The 12,280-nt window shown below is 52.3% G+C and carries 6 protein-coding genes; 1 reads left to right on the plus strand and 5 read right to left on the minus strand.

Features of this window, described 5'->3' with window-relative positions:
* Positions 1-7: 7 nt before the first annotated feature.
* The 3 genes from QET40_RS00435 to QET40_RS00445 all read right to left on the minus strand — a co-directional run bounded on the left by QET40_RS00435 (position 8) and on the right by QET40_RS00445 (position 7,214).
* Positions 8-2,065, minus strand: a complete 2,058-nt coding sequence (locus QET40_RS00435; protein WP_280125196.1) for a hypothetical protein — start codon at positions 2,063-2,065, stop codon at positions 8-10.
* Positions 2,066-2,352: 287 nt separating this feature from the next.
* Positions 2,353-5,313: a LamG-like jellyroll fold domain-containing protein gene (locus tag QET40_RS00440; protein ID WP_280125197.1), complete on the minus strand. Its 2,961-nt coding sequence runs from the start codon at positions 5,311-5,313 to the stop codon at positions 2,353-2,355.
* A gap of 2 nt (positions 5,314-5,315) precedes the next feature.
* Entirely contained in the window at positions 5,316-7,214 is a 1,899-nt protein-coding gene (locus tag QET40_RS00445; RefSeq protein WP_280125198.1) for a right-handed parallel beta-helix repeat-containing protein, read from the minus strand.
* A gap of 392 nt (positions 7,215-7,606) precedes the next feature.
* On the opposite strand from QET40_RS00445, the gene QET40_RS00450 reads away from it, so the two are divergent.
* Positions 7,607-8,821, plus strand: a complete 1,215-nt coding sequence (locus tag QET40_RS00450) for a sialidase family protein (RefSeq protein WP_280125199.1) — start codon at positions 7,607-7,609, stop codon at positions 8,819-8,821.
* 94 nt (positions 8,822-8,915) lie between these two features.
* Here the strand turns inward: QET40_RS00450 and QET40_RS00455 are convergent, their stop codons facing one another.
* Positions 8,916-10,472: a beta-N-acetylhexosaminidase gene (locus QET40_RS00455; RefSeq protein WP_280125200.1), complete on the minus strand. Its 1,557-nt coding sequence runs from the start codon at positions 10,470-10,472 to the stop codon at positions 8,916-8,918.
* Between the two features lie 95 nt (positions 10,473-10,567).
* Positions 10,568-12,280, minus strand: a complete 1,713-nt coding sequence (locus tag QET40_RS00460; RefSeq protein ID WP_280125201.1) for a sulfatase — start codon at positions 12,278-12,280, stop codon at positions 10,568-10,570.

Here is a 12,280-nt window from a genome sequence, read left to right on the forward strand (position 1 = left end):
GAGTCCCTCAGTAGTTTGTTTTTTGCAATGCCTGAGCAGGGCAGTCGACAGTGATTGTTTGTCCCGCTTTGATAGTGACATGTTGCCATTGCGGGAAAGCGATGACCGGGAGCGGCTTGCCAGCTTCTGCTTTGGATTCCGCGAAGATCGACACATTGGCATCGAATACTGTCGGATTGAATATTTCAAGAATGGCGCTGCTGCCGGATCGGCTTTTCACGGTAGCCTGAACATGGTCGAAACAGTAGAAATGTTCCGAATCCGTGCTGACGTAGATCCCCGGAATTTCCAAGGCCATCATGGCTCCGTTGGTTTCGTTCCATCCTGTATATCCTTCCCAGGAACCTCGACTATCTGCATCGCAATAAGTCAGGCGTTCGGAAATACGGCCATTGGGCTGGATTCCCTCGGCATGTGCATGGAGTACGTCACGGAGCAGTTCTGCATATCGTTCGTCCCCACTTTGACGATAGAGCCTGAACAGGACTTCGCCGGACTGAGTGCAGAATCCCGGTGCGCTATGTTTATTTTGGGTACTGGCCCAGACAGCTCCGGCCAATTTGGCACCGTGTTGTGCCAACGGTGTTTGTGGCGGAAGGATGTAGTCGTAGGACACCGTCCATGTCGCAACCAGGTGAGCGGCATTTCGGCAACGGTCGAGCCATACGGAATCTCCGCTTGCTTCGTGGAGCGTCATGAGTGATGTTGCAAGGGCAATGGCGGTTTCGGAATCCGCATTTTGCAAGATGTCGGCACAGGCTCCCGTCGTCATACCCGTGTTCTGGAAAAGCCCGTTGTAATATTCGGCGGCCTCTTGGGCGGTGGTCAGATAGCTTGGTTCGTTGAAATACGTAGCAGCCAGGGTGAGACCGGCGACTGCCATGACGCCACCGGATGTGTTGTACACGGCAATGTCACCTGTGCCATTGTGCAGGAAATTCCCCCATTGGCGTTCCCGTTTCCACGTTTTGACAAAGGCATCGGCAAGGTAGCAAACTTTTTGTTCCCATTCCGGATTGATTTCTTCGGCATGTCCCTGTTGCTTGAGGAGCATGAATTGTTTGACCATCCAGTACAGGACGTCGGCATTCTTGCGGGTCAGGACAATTTCGGGTGTTTCATCATATCCTTCGCGTCCGAAAGGCTTGCCGTCCTTGTTCAAGGCTCCGTAAAAATATCCGGATTTTCCTTGTCCGTATCCGAGGCCGAAGTCGAATGTGGATTTTACCTGATTGCGGTGTCTCTGGTCACCGAGGGCCAACATGGGGAACGTGTTCATGAGTCCGCCAATCCAACCGTATGAAATCCATTCTGCATTTTCCGGGCAATAGAACTGATGTTTCCGGCCTCTGTAGAAACGCCCGTCGATGAGATCGGTCATCATCCGGAGAACTTCAGACTGGGGTATCAGGTTTCGTGGACTATTAGGCCCGGTGAGGTTTTTCCTGATGCTCATGAACTGATCCAGAAGAGCAGGAATATCGCGAGCCGGGAAAGAGTAAATTTGGACGCGAACGGAGCAGGTGTCCCCGGTATTCCAGGTTGTGCCGCGATCAGGACTGGTACTGAATCCGATGAATTCCGGTTTCTTTTCCCGGACGCCGGGAAAAGAAACGACCAGTGAAGCCTGTGTCCGGTCTGGGGATTCTTCGAAGATAAGCCCGTTGTCGAGTATCTCTCCATTTTTTCTGATTCCCTGTTCCGCCAGCAGGATAAAGCCACGGTTGTTTTTCCTGTCGAAAATACACATGGCAGGCGTGGCGGCGTTCCCTGTCAGCACTTCCAGACGCGATACATCGCCTTGATTGGGTGAGAGCTGTGGGACGGGCGCCGTTGTCTGAGGCAGATCCTTTTTGTAAAGATCGTTTCGATCAAGGCCTTGAGCGTAGGGGCGGTTGACTAGGCGATTCCGGTTGCCGTTGTACACGGAGGAGGGGATCATGAGGTAGTTTTCCGAATCCCAATTGAGGAAATCAAAGGCCAGGGCGAATCCTGTCGAATCCTGTGAAGGCCCGAGTCGGCGCACGTTGAAGGTGATTTCTGCTGCTGTGGTCCCTTCTGGCATGGGCTCTTGCCTAATTCCTTTCCCTGGTGGAATTTTGGAGGCAATGATCGCATACTCCCATTCTTTTCCTTGTAGCTCGCCGGAGAACAAATGAAGTTGTTTTAGCAATGCTTTCTCATACCGACATTCCAGAAGACGCACCCTTCCTTGGAACGGGGACAACACAGGAGACAGGTGGGCCTCCATGTGGTACATGTCCGGAGCGGAAGGGGCATCGATTGGAATCCACGGAATTCGTTCCTCAGCCATCCCTTGGGATATGGAAATAGCCAGGAGAAGGCCGGCCATTATTTTTTGATGACAAACCATGCTGTTCCTTGGGGGGTGAGGGTGACGGGAATCTGGATTTCGCAGGCGTCGTTCATCTCAAATGGACGGCTGGTGCCTGTTTCATCCGTGACAGTGGCCTGTCCCTTCAACCCGGTATAGTAGAGGGGAAGGGTTAGCGTTTGTGTGATGTCCCTGTTGGTTGGGTTGAAGACGACTACCAGCCCTTTTTCTTCAAGGAATGGGTTGGCGTGCATGATGCAGTCCAGATCGCGCCCGGTCGGACGACTGATGTGGATGATCTCCGATGTCAGGATGGCGCGGTGGTCCTTGTACCAGTCGATCCATTTCTTGACCATGGCCTTGGTTTCCGGCGTATCATAGAGCCGGTTGCCACGTATGGTGAGCATGCAACCACTGGCGAGGTATTGGATGAGTTGTTGTTCGTAACGGGACAGATTGTCCTTGAGGGGTTCCAGACCGACGCGGGGGTCGTTGGTGTAGAAGCCAACGAGCTGGAGCGTCATCCAGCCCATGGTGGGGAGTTTGTGCCAGGTGCCATCGTAGATGTATTGGCGGCCTAGCAAAAGCTGCTGCTGAGGGCTGAGGTTGGCGCTGGCTTCTCTGTAGCCCATGCCGGTGGTGCATTGGCCGTTGAGGAAATACCAGTCCGGGATGGGGATGAAAACATCGCGCTGTTGCAGTTCATGGAGGATGTCCACATAGGCTTTCCATTGTTCCCATTGGGAATCATTCATGCCTCGGTGATGGGGGTGCTTGGTGGATGCGCAGATGTCGCCATGGTAGGGGCCGTCCATGTTGTAGCTTTTCAGCCCCGTTTTATCGAAGAACTCCCACATTTTGGGGAAATAACTGTCTTTCCATGCACTGGCGACGCAAACGCTTTGCCCGAACAGGGAACCGGGCTTGCCGGTTTCCGGGTTGACGCAATCAACTTGTTTCCCCCGTCCCCGGGAAGCGATCTGGAGTTCGTACCCTCCGATGATGATACCCCGTTCCCGGGCATAGGTGGCAATGTCTTTCCAGAAATTCACGTAGTCGGGATTCAGATTGTCGTGCTGGATGCCGACCCACGCCATGATGTCGAGGCGTTCCATGCCGAGCTCGGCCATCTGGTCGATGAAGGCTTTGAGCTTTGCCGGATCATTGGATGTGATACCCCCGGTGAGTAGCGATTCTGTTACCTGGGGAGCCAAAACCCGATACATGCGGCGGTGCGCGAGGGATTTGCGTTCCCGGTCATCGCTGTCCTGCAGCAACTCGAAGGTGACAAATGATTGGAACGGACGATTTTTTGCAACGGCCGTATCCGGGCCGACCGGAAGCCGGCTGATGAGCATGTTGCGGTGCGGGAAGTCGAGGAAGGCGTCTTCGGCCTGGTTCTGCGATGCCCATGTATTGTAGTCAGGATCGACGCTCCACAAGGTGGTGCTTTCTCCTGCCTGGTAGGGTTGGGGCGTGCCTTTGAAGTGCATGAGAGCACTACCCTTGATGTTGCCGTTGACCAGGGCGAATGAGAAGTCGCTTTCTACATGGAGGCGGTCCCTCTGATCCTGATTGACGGCCAGAATTTCACATTCGGTTTCATTCAAAATCATATCCCTGTCGGAAGCATTCTCGACTTCTATCCACTTGGCCATGACGGGGATTCCTTCGTAAATCTCGTAATGAACCTTTACTTCCAGCCCTTTGACATGGGTCATCTCTTCCGTGGGTTTGTAGGTCATGACGACCTGGAGACCTTTTGGCGGCCATTCGGCGGGCTGAGCGTTGTATTTTTTGTTCCATGTGTATCGCTTTGCGGGCGTGTCGGTTTTGATGGAGACGAGTTGAAATGCCTGCTTGTCGGACTTCATTTCTGGCAACCATTCTTCCAGAAGATAAGAACACTCCGGCTGGTTTTTCAGGCCGCCAACATCATACCAGACGCCGTCAATTTTGAGACGCGCCTCCGGTTTGACGGCACGGATGTATTCAGCTCCGTTGGAAAGGTTTTTGTAACTGATGCAGGCGATATTGTCTCCCAGGTGGAATGTCCTGCTGACCAGTCCGTTGGTTAATTGGAAGCGCGTTGAACCACCTTCTTTCGCTTTCCGGACGAGTAGTTTGCAGGAGCTCGCTTCAGGAGAGAGTAGCCAGTCGCAAGAGGGCTTCTCTTCGGGAAACACCTGTACGATTTCTTTTCCGGGAGCAGGGCTTTCCAGTTCCCGGATGAGTGTTTTCCGCTCCTCCAGGCGTTTGACGTTTTCCTCGCTCATGGATTGCCTGTTGAACAACAGGTCTGTCTCTGCAGAGAATTCCCCCTTCTCAAACGTGCTGACACGTACTTCATAAACCATACTCTGGAAGCTTTCCTGCATCCCCCCGGCGCTGGCGGCAATGGAAAAATGGGGGGCATACTCCGCAGGGGTGGAGAATGTGGCCACTTGTTCTCCATTTTGATAGGCTATTCCCTTGCCGTCTTCCACGACGATGGCGAGGTGTACCCATTGATTCTGCTGTGCTTTGCCGAGTGAGACGGATTCTTTGGAGTCGATGGCCCATTTTCCTTGCCGGATGCCTATGGAACAACCTTTTCCGGCTTCTCCATTGCATAGAACCTGGTGAAAGACATCGTTTTGCGGGATTTCAACCGCTTTAACCCAGACTTCCAGAAGCTGGTTCCGGTTACCGGGAGAAGTCCCCAGTGCCTTGTTGATGGCATAGCCGGCTCCCTCCTTGAACAGAACGCAACCTTCGCCCTGCAAAGCTTTGTCTGCCGGCGCATCGGCATAGAACAAAGGCTTGCCAACAGAGCGCAGGACATCGTCTCCAGAGGAGGACGGCAACGATTCCGGTGCAACAGCGTACGTGACATTTCCTGATCGCCCGAAGTTGTAATGGGCAAGCGGGGTGACTTTCGCATGGGTTGTGATACCTGACAGTAAAATTACCGCCAGGATAGCTGGGGTTGGCTTCATGATTATGGGGCTGGTTGAGATTGGATCTCCATGGGGGCTTTCATGGGCAGACTGCTCCATGGGCCTGGGATACACGAAGGCACATTTCTGGAAGCGCGCTGGAAATCATGGTCGATCGTCATGGGGGAGCCATCCGGATTTTCGTACAGACATTTGGCGATGTGGGTTCTTCCCAACAATTGTGTGGTGACAGGGGGAAGCTGTTTCAGGGAAATGTTTTGATTCCACGGAAGTGAGATGGCACGCAGCGTGTTCTTTTCATCGAATGCGAGTTTGATGTCTTTTGCCGGAAGAGTGGTTTCGATGGCATCCGTTTCTCCGGGTGCTGGTTTGAGATCGGCAAAATAGAGATTGCCACTGATCCGGGAGGGGTAGGGATATTGTGCAAGTGCTTCCAGCCCCGTTGTTTTTTGCCCATGCAGGGGTGCGAAGATGTTGTAGTAATACCGGTCGTCTCCAGCCCGGATGATTTCCAGCCCCTTGATGTCCGTTGAGTGGTTGAGGTGGTAGGGTGTGAAGCGGGAATGGTCTGGAAAGATACGGAGAAAACCGCCGAAGAAATTGTGGACAAAGGCATATCCTTCCGAGTCGCAGAGAAGGTTTTGCGGGGAAAGCATAATGTTGTTGTCAATCATGCCGGGGCCGTGATCCACTTCCAGAAAGAGATCCTGCTGATCGTTTTTGTACAGGAGATTGCGAGTTACGCGACCCCCCTGTGCCATCCAGTCCAGCCAGATTCCCCGGCCTGTCTGATGGATGTGGTTGCCGGCCAGGGTTACGTCGATGGCTCCATGGAATTTGATGCCGGCGATTTCTGCACCGGAGAATTGCCTCTGGGTCCAGATGTCATAGATGTGGTTTCCTTCGATCGTGCTGAAGGCACAGCCCATGCTTCCGCAGATGCCGGTTTGTTCGCAGTTGTAGATCGTGTTGTTACGGACGATGTGGGAGCCGATATCCTCCCTGTTCCAGCCCTTGCGGAGGACTCTGAAAATGACTTCTATGTAATGAATTGTCCCGTTTTTATCCTTTTGAGTACACTCAAGATTATGACCGGTAGCTGCATCCTTGCCGAGAGTGATACCATTGCAACGGGAATCGTGGATGATATTGTTTTCTATGATCCATCCCTTGTTCCAGTTGGTCGAGACCATACCGACCTGGTGGGCGGTGGGGGCTGCCCACTGGGTGGCAGCCTGGCAGATTTCAAAACCTTGAAGAGTGATGTAGTTGACGCCTTCATTCTCTGGATAAAAACAGGTGGAACGCGTCGTGATTTCCGTAAGGGCTTCATTGGGATTTTCCCCTTGGGTGTTGATCCAGAGAGTAACACCATCGTCATCCGATTCGACGAACCATGTCCTCAAGGAGTCCTGCTGATAAACGGCTCCGGGAAAGGGCTTGGGATTCAGCACTTTCTCTCGGGTGTCCATTTCAAAAAGAGCCTTGCCATTCACAAAAATGGCTCCCGTGTGATGGTTGCGTCCCTGGTTGGAAAACCAGTCTCCTTCGATCAATTCCCGGAAAGGGTGCATGTGTTTACCGAAAAAGGAATGGGGGAGTTTGATGTTCCAGACATTGGGATCATCAGTTTGAATCCATCCCTTGACGATCTCTGAACCCTTAATGACGGGCCTTTCTCCCGGTGCTGACCGGAAGGTAATCCTTTGTTCTGGAGAAAGCCCTCCCCGTGGTGGAGATACCGTTTCCCTGTAAATGCCTTTGTGGACAGTAACGATATCTCCCGGAGCTGCTTTCTGGGTAGCTGCGGAAATGGTTTTCAAGGGAGCTTCCGGCGAACCTGCATGGTTGTCGTTTCCATTCGGCGATACGTGGTATTCTATCCCCGGAGAGAGGAGGGAGAGATGAAGGCCAATAAGGATTGAAAAGAGACTTTTCATGAAATCATGAGAGTATGGATTGAGGAAGATGGGGGTGATTGCGGTCGGAATATCTTATTTGGTGTGTGCTCGGAGTGAGTGGGGAAACCTTAAAAAAATACGGATGAAGGCTTTTTTATTTATCAGAAAAGATAGGATGATACGTGTATGATGCTTCTAATTATCATCCATAAAATGATAAGGGAGTGAGATAGATTCTTTATTGTCATATATTTAGATTAATCTGATTTGATATGAAAATTTACGGTAAGTCGATTTCATGCCGGATTGCTGTTTTCATCCGGACAGTACTGGTGAGATGAAAGGGCAGGATATCTGGTTTGGATATGGTCTTTTATCATGGAGCTGGAATGATGCTGTGCCGGGCCAGGTGTGCGTATATGATAAAGGGCATGATGAAATCTATTGTCAGATCGGTTGCCGGTATCATATGCGCTGTGGCATTGCCCGTTTTTACTCAAGAGGCGGTTCAGGAGGTTTTCCCCTGTGACAGGGCGGTCAATGTTTTTAGTACAGGTCATGGCAATTCCTACGCCTCGATCCGTATTCCTGCCCTGATCAGTATGGGACCGGGGCAATTGATTGCCTTTGCTGAGGGGAGGTACAAAAATACGGACCAAGGTCAGAACGATATCATTATGAGCCGCAGCAAGGACGGAGGTAAAACATGGAGCCGTCCGCGGGCGATTGCCAAATCACATGGTGCGACTTTTAATAATCCCAGTCCAGTGTATGATGCAAAGAGTAAGACAATCACAGTGGTTTTCCAGCGGTATCCGGAAGGAGTGTCGGAGCGTCAAGGAAATATCCCCGATGGGTGGGATGATTCGCGGTGTATTCGCAATTTCATGATTCAGAGCCGTAATGGTGGGACTTCCTGGAGCAAGCCTGTAGAGATAACTCAGACTACTAAGCGGCCTGCCGGAGTGGATATTATGGCTTTCGGCCCTAATGCGGGTGTGCAATTGAAGAATGGTCCTCATCGTGGACGGCTACTGATACCGGCAAATGAAGGCCCTTTCGGGAAGTGGGTGATTTCTTGCATTTACAGCGATGACGGAGGCAAGAACTGGAAACTTGGCAACCCGACGACGAATCAGCAGGGAATGGTGAATGAGACTTCTATTGCCGAAACGGATAACGGTGGCGTTGTCATGGTGGCTCGCCATTGGGGTGGCGGCAATTGCCGTCGTATCGTCTGGTCGGAAGACGGAGGTGAGACATGGGGCAAGGTACAGGATGCTCCGGATTTATTTTGTGACAGTACACAGAATTCCCTGATGACGTATTCTCTGTCGGACCAGACGGCCTATGGGAATAAAAGTCGCTTGATTTTTACTGCTCCCGGTGCCGGACGCCGCGTCAAAGGTACGATTGCCATGAGCTACGACAACGGTAAAACATGGCCTGTAAGCAAATTGCTTGGCAAGGGCGGTTTTGCCTATTCCAGTACGGCGATGGTGGCTCCCGGCGTGGTGGGGGTGCTCTATGAGGAAAATGCGAACAACATCAAAAATCTGAAATTCGTGCCCGTTACGATCAATTGGCTGACGGATGGGAAGGATACCGGCCTGCCTGCCGGGCAGAAACCTCCTGTCTTTCCATAAACATGTGTTTCGGCTTGATAAATAATAGCGGAGCTGCGTTGCTCAGCTCCGCTTCTTTTTGAGTTTCGGTATCTAGAGGAAGCCGGTAATGACTTCAGGAGACCTGTCTCTGGCCTTTTTCGTAGTTGGAGTTGATGCGGTCGATTTCCTTCTGAGTGATGGAATTTTCGCGCAAGGGTTTGTTGGTCATATTGCGTTCCAACGTGTAGCCGAAGCGTTTCTGAAAGTGTTTTTTGTGGGATTCGAGCTTTTTCTCGAATTCTTCCAGCGAGGGGTGCTTGCTGAATTCTCCCCAGCAGTTTTCGGAGACGGCGATGGCGCGGGGAAAGGTCATGTACATCAGGAGTTCGGCGGAGGGAATCCATTCGGCCCACATGCAGAGTTGGATGCCTTTGACGTGACTGGTGTCTTCCTTGGTTCGTCCATTGCGGGGATCGAAGTTGTAGCAGTCTTTTAGCAGGATGGGACTGCCTTCCGGCTTGAAGCGGGGATCCCCCTTGGGGTAGTTAAACTGGCAGCGTGCCAGATAGTATTTGAACTGGGGTGTGACGATGAGATCGATACCCTGTTCTTTAGTTTTGTCGATGCAACGGGGGAATTCTCCCGGCAGCCAGGACATGACGGTTTCCCCCTTGTGATAGTACGATTTGTTAATATCGTACCAAAGGATGGGTTTACGTTTTCTTTGGGCCAGCTGTTGGGTGAGGGAGGTGGTGAAGTCGCTCATTTCCGCATGGACGTCGTCGCCCTGGCCTTTGGCTGCCCTGGCTTTTTGACAGTCCGGACAATTTTTCCAATCGCCCATGGGGCATTCGTCACCGCCGATATGGACATAGGTAAACGGGAAAATGGATTCCAGGGTATTGAAGACGTCGGTGATGAATTTTTTGGTAGCCGGCTTTTGAGGACAAATGAGTTTGGAGGAAACACCTCCATGCGTCCAGACCTGGGCTTTTTTACTGTTGCAACAGAATTCGGGATAGGAAGCGGCCAGGGCCATGTTATGGCCGGGCATTTCAACTTCCGGCAGGACTTTGATCCCGCGTTTGGCACAGTAGGCGACGAGATCGGCGAGTTCCTTTTTGGTGTACATTCCTTCGTTGGCGAGCAGGGAATTGTTCTGGTTTTTCGGAGCGGAGGGACGGACGGCTCCGATGGTGCGCAATTTATCGTAGCCGGGGACGACGGGTAGACGCCATCCCTGGTCTTCCGTGAGGTGCAGGTGGAGGACGTTGTATTTGTAGTAGTGCATGGCATCTACGAACTTGAGAAGCTCGGACATGGGGTAGTAATACCGTCCGACGTCGACCATCATGCCGCGCCAAGGGAAGTTGGGGCGGTCTGCAATTTTACCGCAGGGGATGCCTTGGGGGATATCGGAGAGTTGGTCCCGCAACTGGAAGAGGGTGGCTGTCGCCATGGCCCGCCCATCGGGAGTGGAAAATTGGATGATGACTCCTCCAGGTGTGATATCCATGGTATATCCCTCATCCCCAAGCCCTGCTGTTTTCTGGGCCCGGATGACGCTGAGGTTTTTTGTAGTGCCGGTACCGGGGGTAACCTCGGCAGGTTCGGGGATGATGTTATAAAGGCTGCCGGCGAAACAAATCTGGCAGAACAATCCCAGAATAAGTGCTATGTACGTTTTCATGGCGGGGAGTCGGATGTGAAAAAGTCCTCCGTCCGGACTTTTGAAGGCAAGGTTGGGACGGGGGACTTTGGAATCGTATTTGTGCTGATGCTTTATTAGTTGGTGGAGGCGGGTTCGGGATTGGCGTTACTCCCCTTGGGCGCACAGTCCCACTTGGGGGTGACGCTGAGTTTGCCTTTGGCTCCGGGGAATCCATCCGGCACCTGATATGTTTGACGGAGTTGTTTGTAGAGTTCGGTGAGTTTCCGGGTGTCTTCGGCATATTCCGGCTTGTTGTACACATTGTGCATCTGAGCAGGATCTTTTTCGTTATCGAAAAGCATCCATTCATCACTGGTCCAGAGGTAGGACAAGGTGTACTTGCCGGAACGCAGCCCGTCGTGGCGGGGGGCGTTGTGTTCGCCCGGGTTTTCGTAGAAGGCATAGTACAGGGGGCGGTCGGAGAAGTCTTTGTGTTCTCCGGTCTTAAAGAGCGGAGTGAGACTCTTCCCCTGGAAGGTTGCCATGTTTTCTGGCGTGGCGATACCGGCTACATCGCAGAAGGTAGGGGCATAGTCGATTTCCTGAACGAAGGCTTCGGAACGGACTCCGGGTGCGATATGCCCCTTCCAGCGCATGATGAGGGGCATGCGGAAGGACTCTTCAAAAATCCAGCGTTTGTCGTAGAGGCCGTGTTCGCCCATGTAGAAACCTTGGTCGCCGCAGTAGAGAACGATAGTATTCTCGGCAAGACCGTTTTTGTCGAGGTAGTCCATGAGTTGGCCGATGCTTTCATCGACGGACAGGACGGTGCCGAGATAATCCTCCATGTAGTGGCGCCAGCGTTGAAGAAGGATATCGTCCTTGTTCTTGATTTTGCCGCTTCTGATATCTTTAACTAGTTTTTCGGTACGGGCCTTATGGTAGTCGTACCAGGCTTTTTTCTGTTCAGGGTTCATCCGCCCCCATTCGGGCATAGGCCATTCGTATTTGGGGCATACGATCATTTTGCGGATGTCTTCCGGAACGACTTCTTTGATAAGGTGTTCGTCGGACCATACATCGAAGTGGTTGGCGAGCGTTTGTTCCGTCTTTTTCAAGAAGTCGGGACGGTCGGAAAAGTCGTCCTTCAGGTTAGAGGGGGGATCAATCGTGTCGGCAAATTGTTTGGCTCGTCCCAGGTTCTGGATGGACGGACACCAGTTGCGGTGCGGTGCCTTGTGGCCGACGACGAGCATGAAAGGCTTGTCCTTGTCTCGCTTATCCAGCCAGTCGATGCTCTTTTGGGTTACGAGCTCGGTGGCATAGCCTGGGACGCGGGTGACGATCCTTTTGCCGTCTTTTCCGGGAGTGATGAAGTCGGGATTGAAATAGTTGCCCTGACCGGGGAAGATTTCCCAGTAGTCGAATCCGGTCGGGTTGGATTCCAAGTGCCATTTGCCGACAAGCCCCGTTTGATAGCCGGCTTTCTGAAGCATTTTGGGGAAGGTGGGCTGGGAACCGTCAAAAGGCTTGGCATGTTCGTTGAACAGGTAGCCATTCATATGGGAATGCCTCCCTGTGTAAATGCAGGCGCGGGATGGACCGCACAACGAGTTGGCGCAGTAGCTGCGATCAAAGACCATGCCTTCATCTGCCATTTTGTGGAAATTGGGATAAGGCATTGGAGAATCCTTATCGCAGGTGCCAAGAGTTTGATAGGCATGATCATCTGTGATGATCATAATGATGTTGGGGCGTTGTTCCTGTTCCTTAAGAGTTTGTTCCTGAGAGGAGGCAGAGGTCGCGAATACTGCCGCAGGCAGTGCAATTGATAGGAGCCAGTTCAT

This window comes from Akkermansia sp. N21169, assembly GCF_029854675.1.
Classification (GTDB): domain Bacteria; phylum Verrucomicrobiota; class Verrucomicrobiia; order Verrucomicrobiales; family Akkermansiaceae; genus Akkermansia.

What these genes read in the sequence shown, in the direction of transcription:
- QET40_RS00435 (WP_280125196.1), bottom strand. Translation starts at nt 2,065, where the DNA reads ATGCCAGAAGGGACCACAGCAGCAGAAATCACCTTCAACGTGCGCCGA.
- QET40_RS00440 (WP_280125197.1), bottom strand. Translation starts at nt 5,313, where the DNA reads ATGAAGCCAACCCCAGCTATCCTGGCGGTAATTTTACTGTCAGGTATC.
- QET40_RS00445 (WP_280125198.1), bottom strand. Translation starts at nt 7,214, where the DNA reads ATGAAAAGTCTCTTTTCAATCCTTATTGGCCTTCATCTCTCCCTCCTC.
- QET40_RS00450 (WP_280125199.1), top strand. Translation starts at nt 7,607, where the DNA reads ATGATGAAATCTATTGTCAGATCGGTTGCCGGTATCATATGCGCTGTG.
- QET40_RS00455 (WP_280125200.1), bottom strand. Translation starts at nt 10,472, where the DNA reads ATGAAAACGTACATAGCACTTATTCTGGGATTGTTCTGCCAGATTTGT.
- QET40_RS00460 (WP_280125201.1), bottom strand. Translation starts at nt 12,280, where the DNA reads ATGAACTGGCTCCTATCAATTGCACTGCCTGCGGCAGTATTCGCGACC.